23 protein-coding genes are annotated in these 26,715 nt (G+C 70.2%); 12 read left to right on the plus strand and 11 right to left on the minus strand.

Annotation, left to right across the window (positions count from 1 at the left end; genetic code table 11):
* Positions 1 to 17: 17 nt before the first annotated feature.
* Positions 18 to 1,316: an NAD(P)/FAD-dependent oxidoreductase gene (locus tag MILUP08_RS04480; protein WP_007455115.1), complete on the minus strand. Its 1,299-nt coding sequence runs from the start codon at positions 1,314 to 1,316 to the stop codon at positions 18 to 20.
* A 172-nt stretch (positions 1,317 to 1,488) separates the two neighbouring features.
* Between MILUP08_RS04480 and MILUP08_RS04485 the strand changes: the two genes are divergently transcribed.
* Entirely contained in the window at positions 1,489 to 1,887 is a 399-nt protein-coding gene (locus MILUP08_RS04485; protein WP_007455116.1) for a ChaB family protein, read from the plus strand.
* Positions 1,888 to 1,896: 9 nt separating this feature from the next.
* Here the strand turns inward: MILUP08_RS04485 and MILUP08_RS04490 are convergent, their stop codons facing one another.
* From MILUP08_RS04490 to MILUP08_RS04500, 3 genes are all read right to left on the minus strand, one after another.
* Complete coding sequence (locus MILUP08_RS04490) at positions 1,897 to 2,604, minus strand: GAF and ANTAR domain-containing protein (RefSeq protein WP_007455117.1); 708 nt, start codon at positions 2,602 to 2,604, stop codon at positions 1,897 to 1,899.
* Positions 2,605 to 2,902: 298 nt separating this feature from the next.
* Complete coding sequence (locus MILUP08_RS04495) at positions 2,903 to 5,359, minus strand: ricin-type beta-trefoil lectin domain protein (protein ID WP_007455118.1); 2,457 nt, start codon at positions 5,357 to 5,359, stop codon at positions 2,903 to 2,905.
* Between the two features lie 309 nt (positions 5,360 to 5,668).
* Positions 5,669 to 7,048 carry a ricin-type beta-trefoil lectin domain protein gene (locus MILUP08_RS04500; protein WP_007455120.1) on the minus strand — a complete coding sequence of 460 codons (1,380 nt, stop codon included), beginning with the start codon at positions 7,046 to 7,048 and terminating at the stop codon, positions 5,669 to 5,671.
* Between the two features lie 529 nt (positions 7,049 to 7,577).
* Here MILUP08_RS04500 and MILUP08_RS04505 point away from each other — a divergent pair.
* Positions 7,578 to 8,747: a sensor histidine kinase gene (locus tag MILUP08_RS04505; RefSeq protein ID WP_237747031.1), complete on the plus strand. Its 1,170-nt coding sequence runs from the start codon at positions 7,578 to 7,580 to the stop codon at positions 8,745 to 8,747.
* Positions 8,735 to 9,394 (plus strand): response regulator, encoded by a 660-nt coding sequence (locus MILUP08_RS04510; RefSeq protein ID WP_007455123.1) that lies wholly within the window; start codon positions 8,735 to 8,737, stop codon positions 9,392 to 9,394. The genes MILUP08_RS04505 and MILUP08_RS04510 overlap by 13 nt, the downstream gene beginning before the upstream one ends.
* A gap of 19 nt (positions 9,395 to 9,413) precedes the next feature.
* Here MILUP08_RS04510 and MILUP08_RS04515 read toward each other — a convergent pair whose 3' ends face one another.
* The 3 genes from MILUP08_RS04515 to MILUP08_RS33625 all read right to left on the minus strand — a co-directional run bounded on the left by MILUP08_RS04515 (position 9,414) and on the right by MILUP08_RS33625 (position 13,938).
* Complete coding sequence (locus MILUP08_RS04515; RefSeq protein WP_083915802.1) at positions 9,414 to 12,023, minus strand: ABC transporter permease; 2,610 nt, start codon at positions 12,021 to 12,023, stop codon at positions 9,414 to 9,416.
* Positions 12,017 to 12,826 (minus strand): ABC transporter ATP-binding protein, encoded by an 810-nt coding sequence (locus MILUP08_RS04520; RefSeq protein ID WP_007455127.1) that lies wholly within the window; start codon positions 12,824 to 12,826, stop codon positions 12,017 to 12,019. The genes MILUP08_RS04515 and MILUP08_RS04520 overlap by 7 nt, the downstream gene beginning before the upstream one ends.
* Before the next feature lie 131 nt (positions 12,827 to 12,957).
* The gene (locus MILUP08_RS33625) at positions 12,958 to 13,938 is read right to left on the minus strand and encodes an AraC family transcriptional regulator (protein WP_007455132.1); all 981 of its coding nucleotides are present in this window, start codon (positions 13,936 to 13,938) and stop codon (positions 12,958 to 12,960) included.
* A 359-nt stretch (positions 13,939 to 14,297) separates the two neighbouring features.
* Here MILUP08_RS33625 and MILUP08_RS04530 point away from each other — a divergent pair, with 359 nt between their 5' ends.
* Entirely contained in the window at positions 14,298 to 15,686 is a 1,389-nt protein-coding gene (locus MILUP08_RS04530; protein WP_007455136.1) for a glycoside hydrolase family 6 protein, read from the plus strand.
* A gap of 128 nt (positions 15,687 to 15,814) precedes the next feature.
* Here MILUP08_RS04530 and MILUP08_RS04535 read toward each other — a convergent pair whose 3' ends face one another.
* A complete protein-coding gene (locus MILUP08_RS04535; protein ID WP_007455138.1) occupies positions 15,815 to 16,798 on the minus strand; it encodes an aldo/keto reductase in 984 nt (327 codons plus the stop codon).
* 71 nt (positions 16,799 to 16,869) lie between these two features.
* Complete coding sequence (locus tag MILUP08_RS04540; RefSeq protein ID WP_007455140.1) at positions 16,870 to 17,754, minus strand: aldo/keto reductase; 885 nt, start codon at positions 17,752 to 17,754, stop codon at positions 16,870 to 16,872.
* Between the two features lie 148 nt (positions 17,755 to 17,902).
* Between MILUP08_RS04540 and MILUP08_RS04545 the strand changes: the two genes are divergently transcribed.
* Positions 17,903 to 18,778: a helix-turn-helix transcriptional regulator gene (locus tag MILUP08_RS04545; RefSeq protein ID WP_007455142.1), complete on the plus strand. Its 876-nt coding sequence runs from the start codon at positions 17,903 to 17,905 to the stop codon at positions 18,776 to 18,778.
* A 36-nt stretch (positions 18,779 to 18,814) separates the two neighbouring features.
* Here MILUP08_RS04545 and MILUP08_RS04550 read toward each other — a convergent pair whose 3' ends face one another.
* The gene (locus MILUP08_RS04550; RefSeq protein WP_007455144.1) at positions 18,815 to 20,035 is read right to left on the minus strand and encodes an MFS transporter; all 1,221 of its coding nucleotides are present in this window, start codon (positions 20,033 to 20,035) and stop codon (positions 18,815 to 18,817) included.
* 155 nt (positions 20,036 to 20,190) lie between these two features.
* On the opposite strand from MILUP08_RS04550, the gene MILUP08_RS33630 reads away from it, so the two are divergent.
* From MILUP08_RS33630 to MILUP08_RS04570, 4 genes are all read left to right on the plus strand, one after another.
* Entirely contained in the window at positions 20,191 to 20,841 is a 651-nt protein-coding gene (locus MILUP08_RS33630) for a CGNR zinc finger domain-containing protein (protein WP_007455146.1), read from the plus strand.
* Positions 20,842 to 21,037: 196 nt separating this feature from the next.
* Positions 21,038 to 21,727, plus strand: a complete 690-nt coding sequence (locus tag MILUP08_RS04560) for a DUF998 domain-containing protein (RefSeq protein ID WP_007455149.1) — start codon at positions 21,038 to 21,040, stop codon at positions 21,725 to 21,727.
* A gap of 68 nt (positions 21,728 to 21,795) precedes the next feature.
* A complete protein-coding gene (locus tag MILUP08_RS04565) occupies positions 21,796 to 22,167 on the plus strand; it encodes a YciI family protein (RefSeq protein WP_007455152.1) in 372 nt (123 codons plus the stop codon).
* A gap of 37 nt (positions 22,168 to 22,204) precedes the next feature.
* The gene (locus MILUP08_RS04570; protein ID WP_007455153.1) at positions 22,205 to 23,473 is read left to right on the plus strand and encodes an RNA polymerase sigma factor; all 1,269 of its coding nucleotides are present in this window, start codon (positions 22,205 to 22,207) and stop codon (positions 23,471 to 23,473) included.
* 127 nt (positions 23,474 to 23,600) lie between these two features.
* On the opposite strand, the gene MILUP08_RS04575 is transcribed toward MILUP08_RS04570, so the two are convergent.
* Positions 23,601 to 23,900 (minus strand): helix-turn-helix domain-containing protein, encoded by a 300-nt coding sequence (locus MILUP08_RS04575; RefSeq protein WP_007455156.1) that lies wholly within the window; start codon positions 23,898 to 23,900, stop codon positions 23,601 to 23,603.
* 1,026 nt (positions 23,901 to 24,926) lie between these two features.
* Here MILUP08_RS04575 and MILUP08_RS04580 point away from each other — a divergent pair.
* The 3 genes from MILUP08_RS04580 to MILUP08_RS04590 all read left to right on the plus strand — a co-directional run bounded on the left by MILUP08_RS04580 (position 24,927) and on the right by MILUP08_RS04590 (position 26,529).
* The gene (locus tag MILUP08_RS04580) at positions 24,927 to 25,394 is read left to right on the plus strand and encodes a hypothetical protein (RefSeq protein WP_039905365.1); all 468 of its coding nucleotides are present in this window, start codon (positions 24,927 to 24,929) and stop codon (positions 25,392 to 25,394) included.
* Between the two features lie 122 nt (positions 25,395 to 25,516).
* A complete protein-coding gene (locus MILUP08_RS04585; RefSeq protein ID WP_007455161.1) occupies positions 25,517 to 26,035 on the plus strand; it encodes a SigE family RNA polymerase sigma factor in 519 nt (172 codons plus the stop codon).
* The gene (locus MILUP08_RS04590) at positions 26,035 to 26,529 is read left to right on the plus strand and encodes a hypothetical protein (protein ID WP_007455163.1); all 495 of its coding nucleotides are present in this window, start codon (positions 26,035 to 26,037) and stop codon (positions 26,527 to 26,529) included. The genes MILUP08_RS04585 and MILUP08_RS04590 overlap by 1 nt, the downstream gene beginning before the upstream one ends.
* The last annotated feature ends 186 nt before the right edge of the window (positions 26,530 to 26,715 follow it).

Consider the following 26,715-nt stretch of genomic DNA (forward strand, 5'->3'; position numbering starts at 1 on the left):
CGGATTTCGCGGAGGAGTCAGCGGTGGGCCCGTTCCGGTGCGGCCGTGTCCAGCGGCACCGCGGCGCCGGGCACCAGTCCGAGTTGGACGCTGGGCCGGGAGCCGACGGCGGCGAAGAGCCAGTCGGCGGCGGTGCGGGCACGGTTGGCGGGCAGGGACAGCAGGTGGTAACCGCGGGCCACGGCGCGGGCCGGCAGCCCGGACAGCGGCACGTGCAGGGGATCGGCGGTGGCCTGCCAGCCACCGAGGTCGACCACGAAACCGAGGTCGCGGTGGCGGTACGGGCGGCGGCGGCCGACGCCGTACGAGGCGGCGATGTTGTCGGCGGCGAGTCGGCCCTGTCGGACGGCGTGCTGGGCGGTCATCGGGGTGATCTCACCGGGTCGGGCCGGGTCCGGTACGGCGGCGGCGTCGCCGCAGGCGAGGATCTCCGGGTGGCCGGGCACGGCGAGGTGTTCGTCGACAGTGATCCGCCCCCTGGTGGTGGGCAGGCCGGTGGCCCCGACGAGCGGGTCGGGTCGCACCCCGACGCACCACACGAGGGTGCGGGACGCCACGAACCGGCCGTCGGACAGGTGGACGCCGTCGGCGGTGGCCTCGACGACGGACGTACCCAGGCACACCTCGATTCCGCGCTCGCCCAGGACCCGCCCGGCGACCCGGGACATGCGGTCGGCGAGCCCGGGCAGGACGCGGTCGGCGGTGTCCAGCAGCAGCCAGCGTGGGCGGATCCCGCTGAGTCTCGGGTGGTGGCGGACGATCTGGTCGGTGAACAGTTGGCCCTGGGCGGCGACCTCGGTGCCGGTGTAGCCGGCGCCGACCACCACGAAGGTGCAGCGCGCTTCCCGTTCGACCGGGTCGTCGGTGGCGTCGGCCATCTCGATCTGCTGGATCAGCTGTTCGCGCAGGTGCAGCGCCTCGGGGATGCCACGGAAGCCGTGGGCGTGATCGGCGACGCCGGGGATCGGGAGGAGCTTGTTGACGCTGCCGGCGGCGAGGACCAGCCGGTGGTACGCGAGCCGGCCGGGGCGTCCCTCGGGGTCCGCGTAGGAGACGGTACGACCGTCGGTGTCGATACCGTCCACCGCACCGAGGATCACCCGTACGCCGGGCAGGGTGTCGGCCAGCGGCACGGTGACCCGGCGTGGGTCGAGCACACCGCCGGAGACCTCCGGCAGCAGCGGCAGGTACAGGAAGTAGTCGGTCGGATTCACCAGCACCACGTCGGCGGCGCCACGGGCCACGCGGGTCAGGCGGCGGGCGGCGTGGAAGCCGGCGAATCCCGCGCCGACGATGACGATCCTGGGTCGGGCCATGACGGGTCCCCTCGATGATCGGCTGTCGTTCCTCGTCCCGAGCAAGAGGTAACCCCACTCGTGCGGCGGAAACCTGCCCGGCGGCAGCGGGCCGCATCTCCCGCCGGAACCGGTGTTTGGTGCGGCCACGACGCGGGCACGTCACCCGGGACGGCCGATGAGAGGAGCGATGATGCCGGCACGGAAGGACATGCCCAGCACCCTGAAGCGATCCCCGAAGAAGGCACAGGACACCTACGCGGAGGCGCACGACTCGGCGGTCGACTCGTACGGCGAGGGCGAGCGCGCCCATCGAACGGCGTTCGCGGCGGTCAAGCACTCCTTCGAGAAGGTGGGCGACCACTGGGAGCCGAAGAGCAAGAAGGGGCCGAGCGACGAGAAGGCCGCCGGCGGCCGTGGTTCCTCCGGCAGGACCGCCGATGGAGTCGACGCCAACGCCAGCAAGGATCATCTGATGGGCGTGGCGCGGAAGCTCGACATCCGTGGCCGGTCCCGGATGAAGAAGTCCGACCTCGTCGAGGCCATCCGCAAGGCCAGCAACAACAGCACCCGCAAGGCTCGCGGCAGGTAAGCGCAGCGCTCAGGTGTTCCGGGCGGCCCGTTCGACGAGGGCCTGAGCCACGTCGCGGACCTTGCGGTTGGAGTCCTGCGACACCTTCGACAGGACCGCGAACGCCTCGTCGGGAGTGCAGCGGCGTTCGGCCATGATGATGCCCTTGGCCTGTTCGATGACGGCGCGGCTGGCCATCGCCTCCTGCATCTGCTGGGCGAGGGTGGCCGTGCTGTCGTAGAGGTGCGCGTTGGCCAGGGCGACGGCGGCGTACGCGGCGAAGGTCTGTAGCACCGTGATGGTGTCGTCGTCGAAGGCGTGCGGGGTGCGGGCGTAGACGTTCAGCGCGCCGACGACCGCCTCCTGGATCGGCAGGCCGATCGACACGGAGCTGCCAAGCCCCGCTGCCCGTCCGAGTTCGGCCCACTCGGGCCACCGGTCCTCGGCGGGGAGGTCGGGCACGGACAGGACGTTGCCACCGGCGGCGGCCTCCAGGCACGGGCCGCGCCAGTGCGCGTACTGCCGCTCGTCCATCTCGAAGGCCAGGGCGTCGGTGAACGCCGCGGTGTGCCCGGTCCGGCCGCGAACCAGCGTGACGGACACCTCCACCGGCGGGGCAAGCACCCGTTTGGCCAGCTCCGCGACGCGCTGCAGGACGTCGTCGAGCGCCATCTCGCCGAGCCTGATGCGACCGAGTTCGGCGAAGGCGTCGGCGGGTTCCGTCGGCGGGCGGGGCATGGCACCAGGTCCTCACGGCCGGCGCGCCGCCACCAGAATCGGACCGGGGGATGAGGGCACGCGGGTGGCGGCCCACGCGTGGCGGACCGCTGCACGGACCCACCGGGGCGGATTCGGGACCAACGCCGTTGCTTGACGCCGATTCGCCACACCCGATACGGCGGATGTGGGCTACAGGCCCGTCACGATACTCCCGCCCGGGTCGAGCACCCCAGCGACGACATGGCGACGGCCGGCCGCTCACCTGAGCGGCCGGCCGCCACGATCCGGTACGGGTCCTCGTGCGGATCTCAGCCCGTCAGCCGCGGATCCACTGCTGGTTGCTGCCACCGGTGCAGGTCCAGGTCTGGACGGCGGTGCCGTTGGCGGTGCCCGCACCGTTGACGTCCAGGCAGAGCCCCGAGCCGACCCCGGAGATCGTGCCGTCGGAATTGACCCGCCACTGTTGGCCGCTACCGCCGTTGCAGGTCATGATCCGCGCGCGGCTCCCCGTTGCGGTGCCCGCCACGTCGAGGCACTTGTTGCCGTAGACGGTCAGTTGGTTGCTCGCGGTGAGCGTCCACTGCTGGTTGGCGCCGCTGTTGCAGTCCCAGATCTGCACGACCGAGCCGTCGGCCTGGCTGGCCCCGTTGACGTCCAGGCACCGGTTGGAGCCCGCGCCCCGGATCGTCCCGGTCGCGCCCGGCTCCCCGGAGTTGCCGACCGGCGTGATGGTGAGGTTGTCGAACTGGGCGGTGACTCCCTGACCCGTGCCGTACCCGATCTGGCCGGCGACCCAGGTCGAGTCGGAGACGGTGCCGACGGTGGTGCCGTCGATGGAGGCGCTGAGGGTGCTCCCGTTGAGCGTCAGCGACAGGGTGTGCCAGCGGCCGGTGCCCAGCGCCGAGGTGTTTCCGCTGGCCAGCGTGCGCCAGTTGCCGCTCGTGTTGTTGCTCCGGATGGACCACGCACCGCCGTCGGTCACCCGGAAGTAGTAACCGTTGAGGTTCTGCGGCCCCTGGTGGTTGTACGTGTTGGCGCGGCCGATGAGCTGCGCGTAGCCGGACTTCTCCAGCAGCACGTCCGAGGAGACCGTGTAGTTGCGCCACGACAGGTCACCCAGCAGGGTGAACGGCTCGGCCTGGCCGGACGTCCAGAAGATCGGCGTCTGCTCCGACATCTGCCGTACGCACAGGCCGGCGCGACCAGCCGCGCAGCCGGCGATCTCGAACGAGCCCTGCTGGTCCATCAGGTACTTCGCCTCGCGCCCGACGGCGTAGCTGTCGAAGGTGTCGTTGTACGGCAGCTTCAGGGCGCCCGCCGCCGGGCTGGTCGCCGTGCTCTTACCCTGACCGGTGGTGGTGGTGATGCTGTAGACGTAGCCGGGCTGGACGGTGAGCGAGAAGCGCCCGCCGCTCGGCGTGATGTCGCTGCCCCGGACGAAGTGGTCGGCGGTGTTGTTCGACCGGACGTTCGTCGACCAGACGTGCACGGCGCCGGTGGACAGTCCGCCGGTGACGGTGAAGTCGAGGGTCTGCGCGGAGCCGGCGTCCATCGTCTCGATGATGGTGCTGTAGTCGCTGTTGTTCGTGGACTTCAGCGAGACGTAGCTGCCGTTGTTGCGGTTGCCGCCGAGGTAGCCGCTCGAGGAGTCGAGGTAGCGCCAGCCCGGGGCGGTGAACTGGGTGGTCTGCGCCATCACCCAGGTGTTCTTGCCGATGGAGTAGGCACCGGACCAGGGCTGCTGGGCGACCGCCACGCCAGTGGTCGCCCAGGGGATGTTGGGGGTGATGGCGGCGATGGCGGGCCAGTTGATGTAGCCGGTCATCTTGCCGTCGATGTAGCCACGGTTGATGCCCCGGGCGAGGGCCTGCGCTCCGGCGTTGTAGTCGTCGGAGCCGTTCTCACTGGCCCAGAGCTGCTTGCCGGTGGACACCGCGTTGCCGGAGCTGGGGCAGCTGGTCTGGGCGCTGCGGTAGCCGCAGACGTAGTGGCTGCCGAAGACCTGCACGGCGTTGGCGAACGCCGGGTCGCGCAGCGATTCGTCCGCCGCGCCCCAGCCGAAGTCGTCCGAGGCGACGATCTTCACGTTGCTGTAGCCGTGGGAGTTGAGGGCCGAGCGCAGGTTCTTGTACCAGCCGGCGTTGTAGCCCTTCTCGTTCCACCCGCCGAGGTAGTTGATGGTCAGACCGTGGGTGGCCGCGCAGTCCAGCCAGGCCACCAGGTAGTCGATCGAGTCCTGGGACCAGAAGTTGCGGTTCCCGATCCAGCCCGGCGCTCCCCAGGCCAGGCCCGCCAGGGCGATGTTGGCGTTGCGCGACCTCGCCTGCTCCATCAGCCACCACTCGTAGCCCCGGTTGCAGTTGATGGCGCCCCGGGTGTGTTCGTGGCTGGGCTCCGCGCCGGAGGTGGAGTTGGTGTCCCCGCCGATCTCCGTCTTCAGCAGCTGCATCGCGGCGCCGCGGCCCGGCTTGAACAGGTAGTCCAGGATGTCACTGCGCTGCGGTTCCGGGTAGTCGATCAGCAACCGGCTGTTGCCGCCACCGCCGCTGACCGCGCCGATCCCGTCGAGCGCCCGTCCACCGGATCCGCCGTTGATCGTGATGGCGGTCGCCGCCTGGGCCGGGGAGGCGAATCCGGTAAGCACGGCTGCCGCCAGCACCACCGCCCCCGCCAGCGAAGCGGTCAACCGCCGCGGACGCCACGTGCTGCGCCATGATCGGCGGCGTGGGCCGCCCTCTCCAGCGCCGCGCCGATGACTCTCTCTGTCGAACATCTGGCTCGCCTCCCCAGGCAGGTTCGGCCCCGAGGTCGTACGGCGCGCGTCGAGCCGCCCGTACCGCACACAGGGCCGCCTATTGAAGATCATTAATGCAAAGACGTCATATGTTAGGCACCGGATCGATCGGCGGTCAACGCCCGGCTACCAGGCAATGTTCGGATCGATACCGCCAGCATCGGCGACGGATGCGTCGGAATCTCGGAAAGAGATCTGATGAATTTCGGTCGGTGGATCGGCGGCCGAGCCATCCGGCTCGGCCGCCGATCCGTACCCGCGGAGATCCCTACCGCTGCCCCGCCGGTCTCAGCTGCGGCTCCATCGTTGGTTGGCCGCGCCGTTGCAGTCCCAGATCTGGACGCGCGTGCCGTTGGCCGTACCGCTGCCGACCACGTCCAGGCACCGGCCCGAACCAACGCCGGTGATCGAGCCGTCGGCGTTGAACCGCCATTTCTGGTTGGACTGGCCGTTGCAGTCCCAAATGATCACCGAGCTGCCGTTCGCGGTGCTGGCGCCGTTGACGTCCAGGCACTTGCCGCCGAAGACGCGCAGCTCCTGGGCCGCGGTCGAGGTCCAGCTCTGGTTGCTCTGGCTGTGGCAGTCCCAGATGATCGCCGCCGTGCCGTTGGTCTGCGCGGCGCCGTTGACGTCCAGGCACCGGCCGGAGGTCCCGTTGCGCAGGGCCGACGTGCCACCCGCGGGCGGGGTGGTCGGGCTCGCGGTCGGCGACGCGGTCGGCGACACGGTCGGGCTCGGCGTGGGGTCGGTGCTTCCGAACTGGGTGAAGAACCTCCACACCTCGCCCTTGGTCCAGGTCCTGGCGCCGCTGTCCCCGCCGCCGTCCACCGGGCCGGGGCCGTGCCCACCGTCGAAGGCGGCCCACACCACCGGATAGCCGGACCGGCAGCCGGAGTAGGTGGTGGTGATGTGGGTCAGGCTGCCCGCTCGTGGCTCGGGCGGGTTCTGCGCGGTGCACCCGTTGTTGCGGACGAACCTGTCCCGCAGGGACCGCCCGGCGGAGATGTTGAGCACCGGGTCCCCGATGCCGTGGATCCCCATGTACGCGATGGGTTGGGTGCCGCCGCTGCACCCGCTGAGCTGCCCGCCGGAGTAGACCGCGACGGCGCGGAAGACGCCGGCCCGGGAGCAGGCCAGCGAATAGCTCATGCCCCCGCCGTAGCTGAAGCCGAGCGCGAAGAGCTGCGTCGTGTCGACACACAGGTCCGCCTCGATCAGGCTGATCATGTTGTCGACGAAGGTGACGTCCTGGCCGTTGGGGTTGGCCCAGCCGTTGCCGTTGCCCTGGGGGGCGACGAAAATGGTGCTGTTGTTCGCCTGCTGCCGCAGCCCGTAGTAGGACCAGGCCGCCCCGTCCGAGCCGCCGCCGTCGACGTCGTTCATGGTGCCGCCGTTCCAGTGGAATCCGAAGATCAACCGGTACGGGTGGTTGCGGTCGTAGTTGTCGGGGATCCGCAGGATGAAGCTACGGTTCTGGCCGCTGCTCTGGATGGACCGTTGACCGCTCGTCAACGTGGGCGCCTTGCCGCACCCGGCGGTCGCTGCCGCCGGAACCATGTCCGCGGCCGACGGGGTGCTCAGACCGCCGGTCAGCGCCGTCGCGCCCACGGTGGCGACGAGAAGCGCCGCCGTCGCGAGTGAAGCAAGGATGGGTCTACGTCTTGTCATGATGGGGCTCCCGCCACTCGGCACGAACTGATTCAGGTACAGGGGTCCACGGCGACTCCCACGCCGCCACGGCACGCCACTCCCGGTCGCCCCCGCCGGCCGCACTCGCCGCGGACGACACTCCGGAAGGCGCGAGGTGGCCACGGCGCCCGGCCGGCTCATCGCCACAGGCTCTCGCCACTGGTCTCGCTGCCCGGGCGCGACCAGGTGGTCGTCGAGTCGCTGGTGGCCCACACCCCGGGGTGCCCGAACACCACGCGCCCGACCGTCGGACGGCGCCGGAGCACTCGCCTCGGCGTCGAATCGATTCGGCCCGACGCTAGATCGCACAGTGAAATATGTCAATGCCGTGTCCGGCAGGTTGCGGCCCGGAGAGCCGGTCCGGTGGCGGCCGTGCGACGCCACACGACCTCGGTCGTGGCGTGACCCCGCCCAAGGGGGCAGACTCGACGCCGTGTCGGCACGGCGAGCTTCCCCGACGAGCGGAGAGAAGCGACGTCCGGTGACGCCAGGCTCACGATGGGCGCAGGTGCGGCGCGCCGGCCTCTACCTGCTGGTTTCGCTGGCCTCCGCCGTCGTCACGGTGCTGGCGCTGCCGCTGCTGTGCATCCCGCGACTCACCCGATTCTGGGCCAACTGGCACCGTGACCGCGCGGGCTGGCTGCTCGGTGCGCCGATGGGACCGGACCACGCACCGCGCGCGACGGGACGCCGAGCATGGACGGACGCGGCCACGGGCCGCACCTCCCGCGCCCTGCTCTGGCTGCCGGTCAACGCGACGGCCGGCCTGGCGTTCGGCCTGCCGGCCCTGCTGTGCGTCGGCAACATCGTCACCGCCCTGATCGCCACACCGCTGTGGTGGGCGTTCAGGCCGGAGGGCCGGCCACGACTGTTCATCGATGTGCCGGTGACCGACTGGCGGACGGCCCTCGTCCTCGGCCCTCTGCAGATCATCGTGCTCAGCGCGCTGGCGTACGGGGGCTTCCCGCCGATCGCTCGCGCACACGCCCGGCTCTGCCTGACGACGCTGTCGCACACGCCGGCCGGTCAGCTCGCCGAACGGGTCGCCGTGTTGACCCGCACCCGCGCCGACGTGCTCGACGCGCACAGCGCGGAGTTGCGCCGGATCGAACGCGACCTGCACGACGGCACCCAGGCCCGCCTCGTGGCCATCGCGATGCGGCTGGCCGTGGCCCGGCAGGCGTTCTCCGACCACCCACGAGACGACCGGTTCCTGGAGGGACTTCTTCGGGACGCGCACGAGGGAACCGAGGAGGCGATGACCGAACTGCGTGAGGTGATCAGGTCGGTCTACCCGCCGATTCTCGCCGACCGGGGCCTCGACGGCGCGCTGACCGCTGTCACCACCCGCTGTGGGGTGCCGACGCGACTGGACATCGACGAGCTTGCCCGGGTGCCGGCGGCCGTGGAGGCCGTCGTCTACTTCGCCGTCGCCGAGGCGCTCACCAACGTGACCAGGCACAGTCAGGCGACCGCGGCCAGCGTGCGGCTCAGTCGACGGGCAGACCGGTTGTCGGTGGTGATCACGGACGACGGCACCGGTGGTGCCGACGATCGGCGGGGTACGGGCATTGCCGGGATTCGTCGCCGGGTGCTCGCGCTCGACGGCGCCGTCGACGTGGACAGTCCGGTCGGCGGCCCGACGGCCATCACCCTGGAGTTGCCGTGCGGGTGGTGATCGCCGAGGACAACGTGCTGCTGTCCACCGGGCTGGAACTGCTGCTGGGCCGTGCGGGCTTCCAGGTCGTCGCCGTAGCCGACGACGCGGCGGGGTTCCTCACCGCTGTACGGGAGCACCGGCCCGACGTCACGATCGTCGACGTCCGACTGCCACCGTCATATCGCGACGAAGGCGTCCGGGCCGCCCTGCAGGCCCGCCGGGAGCATCCCGGTCTGCCGGTCCTGGTGCTGTCGCAGTACGTCGAGCAGACGTACGCCGCCGAACTGCTCTCCACCACCGGAGGCGGCGTCGGCTATCTCCTCAAGGACCGGGTCAGTCGGGTGGACGGGTTCGTCGACGCGCTGCGCCGCGTCGCGGCAGGTGGTACCGCGATGGATCCGGAGGTGATCGCGCAGCTCGTCCAACGCGCCGGTGACCCGGTCGACGCCCTCACTCCCCGGGAACGCGAGGTGCTCGCTCTCATGGCGCAGGGGCACGACAACACCGCCATCGCCGCGCAGCTCGTCGTCACGGACAACGCCGTCCACAAGCACATCGGCAACATCTTCGCCAAGCTCGGCCTCGCCGTGACGGACAGCGGTCACCGCCGCGTCCTCGCCGTTCTCGCCTACCTCAACGCCGCGGGCCAGATGGGCGGTCACTGACCGGCCCGCTCGGCCTCCGTCACTGCCGCCCGCCGATCGCGTCGACGGGTGCCTGTCGCATCGTCCACCGGGTGGCCATCGTCGTCGCGCCCCAGGAGAGAGCGACGGTGAGCGCCACGATCGCGGCAAGTCCGGTCAGGGAGATGGTGGGGATCGGGGACCGGGTCAGTCCCAGGCTGGTGCCGATCAGCGGCGGGACCGCCGCCAGCAGGCCGAACAGCAGCGCCGCGGCGACGACGACCCGGACCTCACCGTTCATCATCGCGCGGAGCTGGTCCCGGCTCGCGCCGATGAGTCGCAGCATCGCGAACTCGCGAACCCGTGCGGTCGTCGCCATGACCAGGGTGTTCACCACGGCGATGGCGATGTAGGCCAGCAGTACGGTCTGGAACAGCAGGTTGAGCGCCCAGTCACCCGATCCGCCCGGCCCCGGCGCTGCCAGGAACGCGTCCCGCTCGCCGACCTGGACCGTCGGGTAGCGCGCGACAGCGCCGCGCAGCGCGCCGGCGAGCGCCTCGGGGTCAGTTCCGTCGGCGGACCTGATCAGTAGCGCGGTGTCGACCCGCGCGGTCGTGTGGGCGACGACGATGTCGTTGGGCAGGGTGACGTCTCCGAAGCCCAGGCCGTTCTCGTAGATCGCGACCACCCTCGGCCTGATCAGCGTGCCGTCGCCGAGGTGGAGCTCGGTCGTGTCGTCGACGTGCGCCCGGACGGTCTCCGCGACGACCCGGCTCAGCGCCACCGTCTCGCCGCGCAACTGCCCGAGGTCGCCCTCGACGACCGAGAGGCCCATGGTTTCGGGAAGCCGTTCCGGCGTCACGCCCTGGGCGGCGAAGACCCGGGTCGCGGTGCTGTCCTCGGACGGAAAGGTCAACAGCACCCGCGTCCGTGCCACAGGCGTCGCCACCGCGACGCCGGGTACGCCACGCACGGCCTCCACGACCTCCGGGGACACCCCGGCGCCGGACGCCGCCGTCACCACGTGGTCGGCGCGCAGACCGTCCTCCAGTTGGTGCCGCGCCCCCGCGATCATCGTGGCGGCGCCGAACACCTGCACGGCCGCCAGGGCCACACCCATGGCCAGCGGCGTGGTGGCCGTACTGAGCTGCCGCCAGTTGGCCCGCGCGTTGCTCTGGGCGAGGAAGCCGCTCGCCGTGGCCCGGCGGTTCAGGAGCGAGCCGAACAGCGTCAGGGCGCCCCGAAGCAGCAGAGGTCCCAGACACCCGACCGCCACGACGAACAACAGGACGGCACTCCCCGCGGTGTCGGCGACCGAGTCGCCCGGTGACGCCACGCCGCCCAGGGTCAACAGCAGCCCGAGCGGGATGAGCAGGACGCCGATGGTCAACCGGACCCGGCCGAGCCGCTTCGGCTCGACAGCGGCGTCCCCGAGCGCCTCGACCGGGCTGACGTGGGCCACCCGGCGCGCGACAAGCCAGCCGGCGAGCCGCGCACTGGTCATGCACAGCACCAGCGAGGCCAGGACGGGCAGCAACCCGACGCGCAGCGGGAAATCCGGGGGCATCGCGCCGGCACGGACGAACACCAGGCGCATCACGAACGCGAGCACCACGCCGGGCGTCGCACCGACAAGCGCGCCCACCGACGACACGAGCGTCATCTCGGCGCCGATCATCCAGTGGATCTGCCGGGGCTTCGCGCCGATGGCACGGAGCAGGGCCAGCTCCCGCCTGCGCTGCCGTACCGACAGCGCGAGGGTGCTCGCCACCACGAACACCACGATCAGCACCATGGTGCCGCCGAAGGACGCGGCCGTCTCGACCACCAGGTTGCGCGCGTCGCCGACGTCCAGGAACTCCACGTCGCCGCGTCCGGCGCCGGTGTGGGCCACCACGCCGGACACGGTGGACGTGATGCGCCCGGCCAACTCGTCCGGGGCGACACCGGGCGTGGCGAGCACCCCGACGGCGTCCACCCGGTCCGGACGGCCGGACAGCCTGGTCGCCTGGTCGTCGGTGACGAACACGGCGGACTGCCGGCGCAATTCGACTCCCCGCGCGGTCGTGATGCCCACCACACGGTGGGGCGACGGAACCGAGCCGGTCACGAGTCGTACCGTCGCGCCGACCGGCACCTGACCGCGCGCCGCGAGGTCGGCGTCGAGCACGACCTCGTCGGACGCCGAGGGTGTACGGCCCTCGCGTAGCGCGAACGGCCCGAGCGCCGCAGCGGACCAGCCGTGCGCGAGCACCGGAAAGCCGTCCGGACCGCCCACCGTCTCGCCGTTCGGTGCCAGCAGGCCGACCTCGACGGTGACATCTCCGACGGCCGACTGCACACCGGGCACCGCGGCGACGGCAGCGACAGTGGTGGCGGGCAGCGTGACGCGCTCGCCGTAGCGGACCGCGGAGGTCTCGTCCAGCCGGAACGACTGCTGAGCGCCGAGGACCACCGCCGCGCCCGAGTAGCGTTCCGGGGTCACACCGGTGCCCAGCCCGGACAGCAGCAGCGTCCCACAGGCGGTGATCACCGCCGAGCCCGCCGCGACCGCGACGAAGGAGCCGACGAAACCGCCTCTGCGTCCCTTGATCGTGCTCCACGCCAGCGACAGGTCCCTGCGGTACGGCAACACGGGCCGGACCAGCCGCCGGATCTGGCGGATCACCACTCGCCCAGGTGTGTCATGCGCGACGCCACCTGCGCCGAGGTCGGTTGGGTCAGCTCGCCCGCGAGCCGGCCGTCGGCCAGGAACACGACCGAGTCGGCGTACGACGCGGCGACCGGGTCGTGGGTGACCATCAGCACCGTCTGGCCCATCCGGTCCACGACGTGTCGCAGCAGCTCCAGAACCTGGGTGCTGGAGAACGTGTCAAGCGCGCCGGTCGGCTCGTCGGCGACCACCACGTCCGGTTGGGTGATCAGCGCACGGGCGACTGCGACCCGCTGCTGTTGACCGCCGGAGAGTTCACTCGGGCGCCGTCCGACGTGCTCGTGGAGGCCGACGGCGGTGAGCACCTCCCGCAGGAACGCCTGGTCGGTCCTCCGGTCCGCCAGCCGCAGTGGCAGCGTGACGTTCTCCTCGACGGTAAGCGCGCCCAACAGGTTGTACGCCTGGAAGACGAAACCGATCCGGTCTCGCCGCAGCTCGGTCAGCTCGGTCTCCGAACGGCCGGACAGCTCTGTGCCACCCAGCACGACCCGGCCCGACGTCGGCCGGTCCAGACCGGCCGCGCAGTTCAGCAGGGTGCTCTTGCCGGACCCGGAAGGCCCCATGACCGCAGTGAACGTGCCGCGCCGGAACCGGGCCGTCACCGCGTCGAGCGCCCGTACCGCGTTCCTCCCCGACCCGTACTCCTTCGACACGGACTCCAGGCGCACCGCGTACGCGGGCGGCCCGGGAACCGACAACTCGCGACCGTGCCCGGAGCTGGCCGGGGCGATCTCGGCGGGTCGAGCCCTCTTCGATCTCATGCCGCCGATGCTAGGAACGGCGGCGGCCCGAACCGATACCTCGTGCCACCCGACCCGAGGTACAGCCAGCTGTAGTGCACATCCCGGTGCGAACGGGAAATGTCAGCGGCCTTCCCACGACGAGGTCGACGTCAGGTGCGCAGTGTGTGGCGAGGGCTGTTGCCGTAGGTGGCGCGGTAGTCCGTGCCGAAGCGTCCGGGGTGCGTGAAGCCCCAGCGAGTGGCGATCATGGCGACGGTGACACCTGTGGTCGGGTCGGCGGCCTGCAGATCGCGATGCGCGCGTTCGAGGCGGACCTGGCGGACGTACCGCATCGGGGTGGTGTCGTGGTGGCGGCGGAACGCGAGTTGCAGCGCGCGGGGACCTACGCCGGCTGCGGCGGCGATCTGGTCGACAGTGATCGGCTGGTCGGCGTGGTCGTCGACGTAGGCCAGGGCTCGGCGTAGCGCCCGGGGAGTGACCTCGCCGGCGACGCGGGGGGCCGCGGCGTGCGCGGTGTTGGAGAACACGGCCAGGGCCGTCGCCGCGAGCAGGTCACGGGCGTTCCCCGTGATCAGCGGGTTGGCCAGGAGCGCGGGGTCGGCCAGGACGCTGCGGGTCAGGTGAGCGACGGTCTGGGTCCAGTGCCGACCGAGCGCCGCCGAGATCGGCCGGGAGCTGTCGAAGCCCAGCTCCGTACCGTTGATGCCGGTCTGCGCGTGGGCGACCTTCTCCAGCAGGGCGCGGGGAAGGCGGACGACGAACGTGTCGACGTCGTCGTAGGTGAGGTCCTCGGACTGGTCCGGCAGGAGCAGCATCACGTCCCCGGACCGCATGCGGTACTCGTCCTTGGCGCTGGCGACGGTGAAGCGGCCGCCCATCAGGTGGGCGATGTTCAGGTCGCCGTCCGGGGCCGTCTGAACCTGGGTACGCGCCGAGTAGTGCAGCCGGGTCACGCCGACGTCGGCGAGTGCGGTGGCGACGGTGCGCAGGCCGGCTCCGTCGCGGCCCGCACCGGAGGACCGCACCTTGATGTCGAGGAAAGCCCGCCGGACGAAGTCGTGCGCCTCGTCAGCGTCGCGGGTGGCGTAGCTCTGCCAGTGCGGACCTGAGTAGAGGCTGCCGTCTCTCATGTCGACGCCTCTCGTGGGACCCCCGGCTGACCGTTCTGTCCACGATACGCATCACCTTCGCGACAGGCGTAGCCCGCCGCCCGCTCCCGTGGCGACACGACCCCGACTAGCGATATGCAGCAGGTGGATCGCCGCTCGGGCCCTTGCCAGGGCGATCCGGCGGGTGCCTCTGGTCAAGCAGTCGGGCAGGGGCACCCGCGCCCGACCATTCGCGTCGCCGTCCGTCCGAGCGAACAAAGCGGCTCCCCGCACCTATCGACAACCGTGTACGTCTTGGCAGCGACGCGCGCCTCCGCTACCGTCCATGGGAACGCTCCCACAAAATTGGAAACGTCAATGTGACCAGGAGGCAACACGTCGTGGCTATCCTCTCGTCGCTCCGCCACAGATCGGCGGTCACCAGCGCGGCGGCCGTCGTGGGCGCCGCCGCCATCGGCGTCTGCCTCGCCGTCAGCAGCGCCTCCGCCGGCACGCTGTCCGGGTCGCTCTACCGCGACCCGAGTTCGGCAGTCATCCGCTGGGTCGCCGCCAACCCCGGCGACTCGCGGGCCGCCGTCATCCGGGACAAGATCGCGAGTCAGCCGCAGGCCCGCTGGTTCGCCAACTTCAACCCGTCGACCGTGCAGTCCGAGGTCTCCGGGTTCATCGGCGCCGCCAACGCGGCGCAGCAGATCCCGGTGCTGGCGGTGTACGAGATCACCAACCGGGACTGCGGCGGAGCCAGCGCCGGTGGCGCGCCGGACCTCAACCAGTACCAGACGTGGGTCTCCAACTTCGCCCGCGGGCTGGGCAACCAGACGGTCATCATCATCCTGGAGACCGACTCACTCGCCCTCACGACGTGCCTGAGCAGCGGTGAGCTCAACGCCCGCAATCAGGCGATCTCGACGGCCACCCGGACCATCAAGTCGGGCAACCCGAACGCCAAGGTCTACCTCGACGGCGGCCACTCCACGTGGAACAGCGCGGGTGAGACGGCCAACCGGCTCCGGGCCGCGGGCGTGCAGTACGCCGACGGGTTCTTCACCAACGTGTCGAACTTCAACTCCACCTCCAACGAGGCGAACTTCGGCCGGAACGTCATCTCCTCGCTCAACGGCATGGGCATCTCGGGCAAGCGCCAGGTCATCGACACCAGCCGCAACGGTGGTGCCAGCGGGGACTGGTGCGGCGACGACAACACCGACCGCCGCATCGGCCCGTACCCGACCACCAACACCGGCGACGGCAACATCGACGCGTACCTCTGGGTGAAGCCGCCGGGGGAGGCGGACGGTTGCCGCTTCACCGCCGGTTCGTTCCAGCCCGACCTGGCCTTCAGCCTGGCCAACGGCGCGCCCAACCCGCCGACGACCGCTCCGCCGACGACGGCGCCGCCCACTACCGCGCCGCCGACCACCGCGCCGCCCACCACGGCTCCGCCGACGACCGCGCCGCCCACCACGCCGCCGCCGACCGGTAACGGCTGCTCGGCCTCGGTGACGGTCAACCAGTGGAACGGTGGATTCACCGCGAGCGTGACGGTCACCGCCGGCTCCGCGAGCATCAACGGCTGGACCGTGACCATCACGCTGCCCGGCGGTGCCGCGATCACCGGCGTGTGGAGCGCCCAGCCCAGCGGCACCAGCGGAACCGTCCGGTTCACCAACGTGGGCTACAACGGACAGGTCGGCGCCGGGCAGTCGACCAACTTCGGCTTCCAGGGCACCGGCACCGGCCCGGCGACGGCCGCCTGCGCGTCCGCCTGACCCCACCCGATGCGGCGGCCCGGCGCGGAGGATCACCCTCCGCGCCGGGCCAGCTCCCTTTTTGGGGTACGGAGTGACGGCGGCCAGGACCGCTGTTCCCGGGCCCAGCGGGAGGGTCGGCCGGCTGGTCAGCGCTCGATCACCCGCATCTGTTCGTCGGTGTGGTGACCGCCCTCGGCGACCGGCAGCGCGGTGAGCGTGGCTACCTGTTCGGGCGTCAGCGTGACAGTGTCCGCGGCGACGTTCTCCTGCACGCGGCTCACCCGCTTGGTGCCGGGAATGGGGACGATGTCGTCGCCCTGAGCCAGCAGCCAGGCCAGGGCGACCTGCGCCGACGTGGCACCCACCTGGTCGGCGACCTCCTGGACCTGGTCGGCGATGCGCAGGTTGCGCTGGAAGTTCTCCCCGGTGAAGCGCGGATGGTTCTTGCGGAAGTCGCTGTCGTCGAGGCGCTCGACGTCCGCCGGAGACCGGAGGGCGCCGGTGAGGAAGCCGCGGCCGAGAGGGGAGTACGCCACCAGCCCGATGCCCAACTCGCGCAGCACGGGAAGGAGCGGTTCCTGGTCACGGGTCCACAGCGAGTACTCGGACTGCAGGGCGGTGACCGGGTGTACGGCGTGGGCGCGTCGGATGGTCTCGATCCACGCCTCGGACAGGCCGACGTAGCGGATCTTGCCTTCCTGCACCAGGGCCGCGAGAGCGCCCATGGTGTCCTCGATCGGGGTGCTCGGGTCGACGCGGTGCTGGTAGTACAGGTCGATGTGGTCGGTGCCGAGACGCTTGAGCGAGCCCTCGACCGCGGTGCGGATGTTGTCCGGGCTGCTGTCCAGGCCACCGGGGACGCGGCCGTCGTGGGAGACGAGGCCGAACTTGGTGGCCAGCACGACCTGGTCGCGGCGGCCCTGCAGGGCACGGCCGACAAGTTCCTCGTTGGCGTACGGGCCGTAGATCTCCGCGGTGTCGATCAGGGTGACACCCAGTTCGAGGGCCCGGTGGATGGTGCGGATCGACTCGGCATCGTCGCTGCCGGCGCCGCTGTAGCCGTGCGACATCCCCATCGCACCCAGACCGATGCGGCCAACCTCAAGCTCGCCCAACTTCACCGTACGCATGCTGTTCTCCCTGTCGTTCATCGAATGGACAGCCCACTGCCCGGCGAGGCGGACGACGGGCTCGGGGTGGATCAGGCCTCGGGGATCGGCCTGCTGAAGGTGGCGAGGGTGACGTCGGCCGGTTCGGGCCCCCCGCGCTTGCCGGTGTCCAGAGCGTCGATGGCGGCGAGTTCCTCGGTGGTGAGCGCGAAGTCGAAGACGTCGAAGTTCTCCGCGATCCGCGCGGGCTTCGTCGACTTCGGAATCGCTGACCGCCCCTGCTGCACGTGCCAGCGCAGCATCACCTGCGCGGGGGTCCTGCCGTGTGCCTTCGCGATCGCACCGATCACCGGGTCCTGCAACGTGCTGGTGTGCTCACCGTCGCGGTAGAAGGTGATGCCACCGATCGGTGACCACGCCTGCGCCAGGATGCCGTGCTGCGCGCCGAAGCCCTGCACCTCGCGTTGCGCGAAGTAGGGGTGCACCTCGATCTGGTTGACCGCCGGCACGACGGTCGCGGTGTCGAGCAGCGCGGTGAGGTGATCGACCATGAAGTTGCTGACGCCGATGGCGCGTACCCTGCCGTCGGCCAGCAGCTTCTCCAGAGCCCGGTACGCGTCCAGGGTCCGGTCGAACTCCGACGGCAACGCCTGGTGCAGGATCAGCAGGTCGATCTGCTCGACACCCAGCTTGGTGGCGCTCTTCTGGAAACCGTGCAGCGTCTGGTCGTACCCGTAGTCGTTGATCCAGATCTTGGTCTCGACGAACACCTCGGAACGGTCGACGTCCGAGGCGGCGATCGCCTCGCCCACCTCACGCTCGTTGCCGTACGCGGCTGCGGTGTCGATGTGTCGGTAGCCTTGGACGAGCGCCGCCTCGACCGCCGAGCGGGTCTCCTGCGGAGGGGTCTGGAAGACCCCGAATCCGAGAGCGGGAATCTCGACGCCGTTGTTCAGCGTCAGGTGCGGGATTGGCATGAGAGCGGTTCCTCTCAATTCTCTGTCGATGTCGGTGCCACGGCGTCCCCTCAAGCACACACCGCTCTGTGGTTTCCGGGGAGCCCCTGCTCAAACGGGTACCGCCAGGGACCCTCTCCTGCCGGACGGGGTGCCTAACCTGGGAACCATGGACAACCGCAGCGAGGTCCGTGCGTTTCTCACCTCCCGCCGGGCCAAGGTCAGCCCGGAGCAGGCCGGCATCCCCGCGTACGGCAACCGCCGCGTCGCCGGGCTGCGCCGGGGCGAGGTCGCCGCGCTGGCCGGTGTGAGCGTCGAGTACTACACCCGCCTGGAGCGCGGCAACCTCGCCGGGGCGTCCGACAGCGTCCTGGACGCCATTGCCCGCGCGCTGCGGCTCGACGACACCGAGACCGCTCACCTGCACCATCTCGCCCGTGCCGTCGGCCCTCAGCCGGCCCGCGCCCGCGCCCGCCGCGACAAGGCTCCCGAGATCCGGCCGGCGATCCGCCGAGTCCTGCGCTCGATGGGTGTGCCGGCGTTCCTGCGCAACCACCGTTTCGACGTCCTCGCCGCGAACTCCCTGGGCAGGGCCCTCTACGCGCCCATGTTCGCCGCGAACACGGCGCTGCCGGTGAACTCGATGCGGTTCACCTTCCTGGACCCGCACGCTCAGGCGTTCTATCCGGACTGGCCGCAGGTGGCCCGCTCCGCCGTCGCCGCGCTGCGTAGCGCCGCCGTACGGCACCCGGACGACCAGGCGCTGATGAACCTGATCGGTGAGCTGTCCATGCGCAGCGAGCCCTTCCGCTCCTGGTGGGCCGCCCAGGACGTGTATGTGCACCGCCACGGCGCGAAGCGTTTCCGCCACCCGGCCATCGGGGACCTGGACCTGACCTTCGAAGTGCTGGAGTTGTCCGGCGACGACGTTCTGACGGTCCTGACCTACTCCGCCGAGCCGGGCACCAGCTCGGGTGATGGCCTGGAACTGCTCGCCACCTGGGCTGCCACGCAGGAAGACGCCGCGACCCGGGCGAGCGGGTAAGCCCGCGACCTCCGGGGGCGCCGCAGGTCACGGGACTCAGGCGCGACCTGCGGGTTGCCCGACCGGCTGCCGTTGGGGATCGTGACCGGCCGTTCCGTGCTCTCTGCGCCTCCTGCGGGACAGCTCGTGGCAGGCGAGCAACGCGAATGCCCCGACCGTCAGCAGGCCCCCGAACAACGGGATGACGCGTACCCCGGCCGTCGCCAGCAGGCCCGCACCGATGAGGGAGCCGGCCGCGAGGCCGACGTTGAACGCGACGCTGAGGCTGGCCGACGCCATGTCGGTGGTCGACGGGGCCACCTGCATGATGCGGTGCTGGATTCCCGCGATCAGCGAGCTGAACGACATCCCCGCCACGGCGAGCAACGGAATCGTCAGTGCCTTGTTCGCGCCAAGCCCGTAGAGGCCGAGCATCGCGACGGTGATGAGCCCGAGCAGACCCAGCACGACACCGAGCGGAAACCGGTCCAGGATCCGGCCGACCGCCCAGGTGCCGACGACGCCGAACGAGCCTTGGACGAAGAGCAGCATGCCGAGGGATGCGGCGGCGAACCCGCTGACGTCGAGGAGGAAGACGGTCATGTAGGTGAACGCGCCCATGGCGCCGGTGACCGCGAGGACGGTGGCGACGAGGAGCACGACGAAGCGGTGTCGATCCGGCATCGACCCGATGTCGCCAGCACTCTGTTGCGGTGTGACGCTCGGCAGGAGCAGGACGACCGCGACACAGATGACGAAGCCGAGGACGGCCATCGCGACGAAGGCGGCCCGCCACCCGGCCTGCCCGCCCAACCAGGTGCTCAGCGGCACGCCGAGGACCGGGCCGAGAGCGTTGCCGATCGACAGTCGAGCCACGATGCGGCCTCGGATGTTCGCGGGGAACATCGAGATCGCCACGGGGAACACCACCGCCCAGAAGACACCGTTGGTGGTGGCGGACACCAGCCGCGCGGCGAGCAGCATCTCGTAGGAGGTTGCGAACGCCGACACCGTCGTCGCCGCGACGAACACACCGAGGGTGCCGGCGAGCAGCGGACGCCGGGGCAGCCGCCGAGTGACCCGGGTCAGCGGGAGCGCCACGATCATGACCACCACGGCGTATCCGGTCACCAGCAGACCGGCCTCGGACCTCGAGCGCCCCAGGTCCGGCGCGATCAGCGTGAGCAGCCCGATCGGGAGCACCTCGGTGGTGACGTAACAGAAGGTGGCGGCGGACAACGCGGCGAGGGCGTAGACCGCACGTCGTTGGTGCGTCATCGGCTACCTCCCAGATGCGATTCCGGCTAAACGATTTTTGACGGTAGCATAGATCAACGGAAATTCCTCGCCGTGTCCATAAGCAGGGGTCAACCGGCTCCGCAGCGGCGCTACAACCAACCTCCATCGACGGTTTGGGTGGTAGCATTGCCGGCATGCCGCTCGACGTGTGCCAGCTACCGTTGGTCGGCGGGCATCCCGCGCTCGATCTGGTCAACACCCTCGAGCGAGGGGGCACGTCGCCGCACGACTTCCTGTCCGACAGCTCCGCCCTGCTGCGCTGGTCGGTCCGGGTGGGCGTGCTCGGCGACGCGGACGCCGACCGGGTCGACCAGGCGTGGCGCGACGAACCCGCGGCGGCGCAGGCGGGACTGGCCGCTGTGCGGGACATCCGGGAAGCACTGCATCTGGTGCTGCTCGCGACCGTCACCGATGCCGACGGCGCTTCGGCGGGTGACCCTGTCGCGGCCGGCGCCGCACTTGTCGCACTCCATCAGCGCTGGTCCGGCGCTGCCGCCCGAGCGCGACTCGTGCTCGACTCGTCGCGGGTACGCCTGGCCTACGGCACCGTGCCGGGCATGCTGGTGCCCGACCGGATCGCCGAGGCCGCCCTCGACGTCGTGCTGACGGCCGACCTGACCCGGGTGCGCCGCTGCCCGGTGCGCGAAGGCGGCTGTGGCTGGCTGTTCCTCGACCAGAGTCGCAGCGGTTCCCGCCGTTGGTGCCGCATGGCCGACTGCGGCAACGCGGTGAAGGCACGACGGCTCACCGAGCGTCGCCGCGCCGCCCGCGCATCACACTCGTAGGCAGTCGACGATGGCGGTGTGGGGCTGTCCCGCGTCGGAGCCCACCAAGGCCGTGACGGAGCCTGCCTGAACGCGGCAGGGGCGATCATCGCGCTCTCGGAAAAAATCTTGGGGTAGGTTGTCGAAGTCGGGTCTGGTCGTTCGAGGGAGTGGGTGAAGGGCCGGACAAGCCGGCCCGCCGCGAAGGGCAACGACCATGACCGAGCAGATGACCACCACCGCGTCGACCGTGCTGACCTGCGACCCGGCGGTCAGGGTCACGAAATCCCTGTTGGCGTACGGCGTCATCGCCGGCCCGTTGTACGTCGCGGTGTCGCTGGTCGAGGTGTTCACCCGCTCGGGATTCGACCCGACGCGGCACGCGTGGAGCATGCTCAGCAACGGTGACCGAGGGTGGATCCACATCACGAACTTCCTGGTGAGCGGTCTGCTGACCATCGTGTTCGCGGTCGGACTGCGTCGGGCGTTGGCGAGTGGGCCGGGGGCGCGCTGGGCGCCGAGGCTCATCGGCGCGTACGGCGTGAGCCTGATTGCCGCCGGTCTGCTGCGCGCGGACCCGGGGTTGGGTTTCCCGGTCGGTACGCCGGACGGCCCTGGGGCGATCAGCTGGCACGGCTACGGGCATTTCGCCTCCGGGGCCATCGGGTTCAGTTGCCTGATCGCGGCGTGTTTCGTGCTGGCCCGCCGCTTCGCCGCCGAGGGTGCCGCTGGTTGGGCCTGGTCCTCGCGGGTCGTCGGCGTGGTGTTCGGCGCCGGCTTCCTGGGTGTGACCGCGGGTGCCGGCGCCGCCTGGAGCATCCTCGCCTTCACCGCTGCCGTACTGCTGATCTCGGGCTGGCAGGCGGCCGTCGCGGTCGATCGCTATCGGCGCGTGTCACGGCACTGATCGTCAGCACAGTCGAACCACACTTGTTCCGGTATCAATCCGACGTGCACAGACCACGAGGAGAAGAAATGCGTTATCTGGTGATTCTCAAAGCAGCACAGCCAGACGGCCCGCCGCCTGCCGAGCTGATGGAGGCCATCGCGAAACTCGGCATGGACGCGACGAACGCCGGCGTGATGCTCGACATGGGCGGGCTCGCTCCCGCCATGAACAGCGTCCGGATCGCGGTCGACGCCGGTGGGCTCAGCGTCGTCGACGGTCCCTTCGCCGAGGCAAAGGAGCTGATCAGCTACGTGGTGTACGACGTCCGCTCCAAGGAGGAAGCTGTCGAGTGGGCCGGCCGGTTCATGCGGCTGCACCGTGACCTGTGGCAGGGCTGGGAGGGGGAGGCTGAGGTCTCGCGGGTCTTCGGGCCGGAGGATTTCGCACCACAGGGATGAGCGGGCGAGCACCTCGATGGTGGTTGGATCGGTAGCCATGACGGCTACCGATCCCTATCGCGTTGTCGAGGCGGTCTGGCGGATCGAGGCGGCTCACCTCATCGCGAAGCTGACCCGGATGGTGCGTGACGTCGGCCTGGCCGAGGAGATCGCCCAGGACACCCTTGTCATCGCGCTTGAACAGTGGCCGAAGCAGGGCGTGCCGACGGATCCCGGGCCGTGGCTGATGGCTACCGCCAAGCACCGGGCGATCGACCTCGTCCGGCGGCGAATCCGGTACGGCGAGAAGCTCGCCGAAATCGGCCGGGCCCTGGAGATCGCGCCGGTCGACGAGCAGGACGCCGTGGACGACGCGTTGGACGACCGCGTCGGCGACGACCTGCTGCGGCTGATCTTCATCTCCTGCCATCCGGTGCTGTCAACCGAGGCGCGCACCGCGCTCACCCTGCGCGTGCTCGGCGGGCTGAGCACCGAGGAGATCGCCCGGGCCTTCCTCGTCGCCGAATCGACAGTCGGTCAACGGATCGTGCGGGCCAAGCGAACTCTGGCCGCCAAACGAGTGCCGTTCGAACTTCCGCCACCGGATCAACTCGCCCACCGGCTCACCTCGGTCCTGGAAGTCCTCTACCTGATCTTCAACGAGGGATACTCGGCGACCGCCGGTCAGGACTGGATGCGGCCCGACCTCTGCCGGGAGGCGTTGCGGCTGGGCCGAGTGCTGGCCGGACTGATGCCGGAGCAGGCCGAGGTGCACGGGCTGGTGGCGCTGATGGAGATCCAATCGTCGCGGACGTGGGCGCGCACCGACGGAGCCGGTGCGGCAATTCTGCTCGGCGACCAGGACCGGGCCCGCTGGGACCGGCTGCTGATCCGGCGCGGCCTCGCCGCCCTGGCTCGGGCGCAGGAGATCGGCGGCATACTCGGACCGTTCGTGCTGCAGGCCGAAATCGCAGCCTGTCACGCCCGAGCCCGGTCCACGCAGGAGACCGACTGGTCACGAATTGCGGCACTCTACCTGGTGCTGTCCCACGTCTGGCCGTCACCGGTTGCCGAGTTGAATCGGGCGGTCGCGGTCGGAATGGCCGAAGGGGCGGCCGAGGGATTGAGGATTGCCGACAGGGTGCAGGCGAGTCGGGCGCTGGACCAGTACCCGCAGCTTCCCGCCGTACGCGCCGACCTCTTGGCGAAGCTCGGCCGGACGGCCGAGTCCCAGCAGGAGTACGCGCGAGCCGCCGCGCTGACCCGCAACGCCAAAGAGCGAGAGATCTTTCAGGCGAAGGCAGACAGCTGTAGCCCGGTCGACTGAGCCGGCCGCGGGGATTGCCGTGGACGCGGGGCCGTAACCGACAGGTGGGTGGGTACGCCGGGCACGGGACCTGCCGTGCCCGGCCTGCGAGGGGCGGCATCACTCGACATCGTGCGGCCGGCGACCCTCACTGCGGCTTTTCGTTCTGCCGGAGGGCTTCCTCGAGTTGGTCTTCCAGGATGATGATCCGGCAGGCCGCCTCCAGGGCGGTGCCGCCGTCGACCATCTCGCGGGCACGGGCGGCCAGGCGCAGCTGGTAGCGCGAGTACCGGCGGTGCCCGCCGCTGGAGCGGTGTGGGTCGATCAGTTTCGCCTCGTCCAGCCGGCGTAGGAAATCCTGCGTGGTGCCGAGCATCTCCGCAGCCTGCCCGATGGTGTAGGCGGGGTAGTCCTCGTCGCCGAACATGTCCTCGGGGTTTCGCCCCATGTCACCTCCACGTCGAGGGCCCCGGCGCGTAAGCGCCGGGGCCCAGGGTTACGGGTCAGAACACCATCTGCCGACTGGAACGTCGGTTCTTCGTATCCACACCAGCCGTCACTGACGGCAACGGGTGCGAGGATCGCATATGCGTGACCGGAGACCACCTCTCGTTCGATGGAAACTGCGGTGTCCGCCCGGCCTGACATGACGGCCGAAAGCGGGCGATCCAACGGTGTACGGCCCTCCCTTTCCTCTGCATCTCTTCCAACGTGCCGACGTGCGGTCCGCCGGTGTCGGAGCCCACGCAACTTCATGGCCCCGCACACGTACGGCGAACATCAGCTGGAGCCCTGAGCGGTTCCTTGGCCCCACCTGCGGTGCCCCGTCGCGCATCACGCCGGGGCTGACGTGCTCACTGCCGTTCTGGAGCAGAAACAGGGTCCTGCTCTGACGCCCGTCGTGACCTCACGGCCGGGCGGTCCGTCTGCGTCTTCGTATCCCTCTGCTCTCTACCTGAGGAACAGTATCCCTGGCTCTCAAGAATGTCTAGCCGTTTGAGCATAGATTTTCTGGGCTGCCCGCCGGGGGTCTCCTCGGGGGCCGTCGTGGGTCGCGGGACTGCTGGCCGTGGCCCACTGGCGCGTGGGGTCATTGGGCATGACCTGCCGCGAACACCGTCTGAGCAAGATCGCCAAAGATTTCGAAGAATATTTCTGGATGGCGGCAACCTGCGGGCGACGGATCGCATGTACCCCGATGTAAGCGACGATCGCCACGATCCATAGGGGTCCGGAAATGTCTGCACGTCACCTCCTGTTGCTGCCCGTTGTCACTGTCCTCATTGGACTGTCCGCCTGCGACTCCGGGGAGCCGGCTGGTCCGAGCCCAACCGCATCCGCTCCGACGTCGGCTGCTGGGGCCCCCAGTGCGTCGCCCGCTGCGGCCTCGCCGGCGGCCGGTACTGCCGACTGCCCCACGGCGACGGCCCTCCAGACGCTTGTCGAGCTGCCGAAGGACTGGTCCTTCGGGGAAGTGAAGTGCTTCAAGGACTGGGCTACGGCCGATCCGCAGGGTCCGACGGCGGGTGACGGCGTCTACCTGTTCCGCTACGTGGCCGGCACGGGCTGGAAGTACTACGACCAGGGCAGTGACTGGGACTGCAAGGATCTCGGCATCAGCGAGGCGCCGTTCTGCGTCTCGGAGCCGACGAAGTCGGCGCCGAAGTCGGCGCCGAAGCCGTCGAGCGGTACGGCCACGAGTGCCAAGTGCCCCTCGGCGAAGACCCTCGAGGCTCTGGTCGAACTTCCGAAGGGCTGGACGTTCGGCAGTGTCGACTGTGTCAAGGACTGGGCGGGAGCCGATCCGGAGGGCCCGGGCGTCGGTGACGGCTCGTACCTGTTCCACTTCGTGCCCGGCACGGGCTGGAAGTACTACGGCGATGGCAGTGGATACGACTGCGTGGACCTCGGCCTCAAGGAGGCGCCGTTCTGCATCTACTGACCGGGTGACCGCTGTCGCTTGCTGTGGCGCACACCAGTTAAGGTGTGCGCCACAGTCAACCGGCCGCATCGACGCCGCCGCTGCCTGAACGACTTTGGGTACGTGGGGGGAACGAGCGCGGCATGGCGGACTCCATAGACGATCTTTTCTGTGAGTTCGTGCGGACCCGCTCACCGGCGTTGCTGCGGACGGCGTTCCTGTTGACAGGTGACCGGCACCTGGCCGAGGACCTGGTGCAGGATGCGCTGGCCCGCACCCATCGGGGCCGACGGCGGCTGAATGATCCCGGGCACTTCGAGGCGTACACCCGCACCGCCATGTACCACCAGCATGTGAGCTGGTGGCGGCGCCGCAAGGTGGCCGAGTCGTTGCCCGGGGAACTGGCCGACGTGGCGCAGCCCGGCAGTGACCATGCACGCCGTACGGATCTCAAGGTCGCCCTGCACCAGGCTCTCGCCCAACTCACGCAGCGGCAACGGGCCGTGCTGGTGGCACGGTTCTTCGAGGACCGCAGCGAGGCCGAGGCCGCGGAACTGTTGCAGTGCTCGGTCGGCACGATCAAGAGTCAAACCAGCAAAGCGCTGGCGCGCATGCGGCAGATAGCGCCGGATCTGCTCTCGGCCGTGATGGAGGAGGCCTGATGACCGACAACCTCGGGCCGCTACGTCAGGCCATGTCCGACCTGAGCGAGCTGGGCGGCACCGCCGACATGTACGAACGCACCCTGCGCAGATCGCGGCAGGTGCAACGACGCAGGGCGGTCGCCACCGGCGTCGCGGTGGCGGCGGTGTTCGCCATCGGCGGTACGGCCACCTTCGCCACCCTGCACCGGCCCGACCCGCTGCTGCCGCCCGCAGCCACCCCCACCAGTGTCGACCCCCAAAAACCCACCTGTCCGTCGACTGAGAGCCTCGGGACCCTGGTCGAGCTGCCGGCGGGCTGGTCCTTCGCTTCCAGGCCGGTGGAGTGCGTCGAGACGTGGGCTGCCGTCGACGTGGAACGTCCGGACGACAACGCCATCATCTACCTGTTCCATTACACGGCCGGCACGGGCTGGCGACTCCAGGACCAGAGCACCGGATGGGACTGCAAGGAACTCGGCCTGACCGAACCGGCAACGTTCTGCACGTCCTGAACACCCGTCCGGGCAATCCTCCGGTTCCGGAGGGCCGTCAGTCGGTCGTGGACAGGCAGGTCAGCCAGTGGTGGCCTCAGGCCCGCCTCGAGCCCGGAACGGTGAGCTGGTCGTAGCAAGAGAGTGCGCCGCCGGCCCTCTGGCCGGCGGCGCACACGCAACGGGTGGACGAGTCATGCGTTAGAT

This window comes from Micromonospora lupini str. Lupac 08 (genome assembly GCF_000297395.2).
Lineage (GTDB): Bacteria > Actinomycetota > Actinomycetes > Mycobacteriales > Micromonosporaceae > Micromonospora > Micromonospora lupini.

Coding starts and splice junctions, on each gene's coding strand:
- MILUP08_RS04540 (WP_007455140.1), bottom strand. CDS start 17,754: ATGCCAATCCCGCACCTGACGCTGAACAACGGCGTCGAGATTCCCGCT.
- MILUP08_RS04570 (WP_007455153.1), top strand. CDS start 22,205: ATGACGGCTACCGATCCCTATCGCGTTGTCGAGGCGGTCTGGCGGATC.
- MILUP08_RS04480 (WP_007455115.1), bottom strand. CDS start 1,316: ATGGCCCGACCCAGGATCGTCATCGTCGGCGCGGGATTCGCCGGCTTC.
- MILUP08_RS04535 (WP_007455138.1), bottom strand. CDS start 16,798: ATGCGTACGGTGAAGTTGGGCGAGCTTGAGGTTGGCCGCATCGGTCTG.
- MILUP08_RS33630 (WP_007455146.1), top strand. CDS start 20,191: ATGCCGCTCGACGTGTGCCAGCTACCGTTGGTCGGCGGGCATCCCGCG.
- MILUP08_RS04550 (WP_007455144.1), bottom strand. CDS start 20,035: ATGACGCACCAACGACGTGCGGTCTACGCCCTCGCCGCGTTGTCCGCC.
- MILUP08_RS04485 (WP_007455116.1), top strand. CDS start 1,489: ATGCCGGCACGGAAGGACATGCCCAGCACCCTGAAGCGATCCCCGAAG.
- MILUP08_RS04520 (WP_007455127.1), bottom strand. CDS start 12,826: ATGAGATCGAAGAGGGCTCGACCCGCCGAGATCGCCCCGGCCAGCTCC.
- MILUP08_RS04575 (WP_007455156.1), bottom strand. CDS start 23,900: ATGGGGCGAAACCCCGAGGACATGTTCGGCGACGAGGACTACCCCGCC.
- MILUP08_RS04545 (WP_007455142.1), top strand. CDS start 17,903: ATGGACAACCGCAGCGAGGTCCGTGCGTTTCTCACCTCCCGCCGGGCC.
- MILUP08_RS33625 (WP_007455132.1), bottom strand. CDS start 13,938: ATGAGAGACGGCAGCCTCTACTCAGGTCCGCACTGGCAGAGCTACGCC.
- MILUP08_RS04500 (WP_007455120.1), bottom strand. CDS start 7,048: ATGACAAGACGTAGACCCATCCTTGCTTCACTCGCGACGGCGGCGCTT.
- MILUP08_RS04585 (WP_007455161.1), top strand. CDS start 25,517: ATGGCGGACTCCATAGACGATCTTTTCTGTGAGTTCGTGCGGACCCGC.
- MILUP08_RS04495 (WP_007455118.1), bottom strand. CDS start 5,359: ATGTTCGACAGAGAGAGTCATCGGCGCGGCGCTGGAGAGGGCGGCCCA.
- MILUP08_RS04490 (WP_007455117.1), bottom strand. CDS start 2,604: ATGCCCCGCCCGCCGACGGAACCCGCCGACGCCTTCGCCGAACTCGGT.
- MILUP08_RS04560 (WP_007455149.1), top strand. CDS start 21,038: ATGACCGAGCAGATGACCACCACCGCGTCGACCGTGCTGACCTGCGAC.
- MILUP08_RS04565 (WP_007455152.1), top strand. CDS start 21,796: ATGCGTTATCTGGTGATTCTCAAAGCAGCACAGCCAGACGGCCCGCCG.
- MILUP08_RS04590 (WP_007455163.1), top strand. CDS start 26,035: ATGACCGACAACCTCGGGCCGCTACGTCAGGCCATGTCCGACCTGAGC.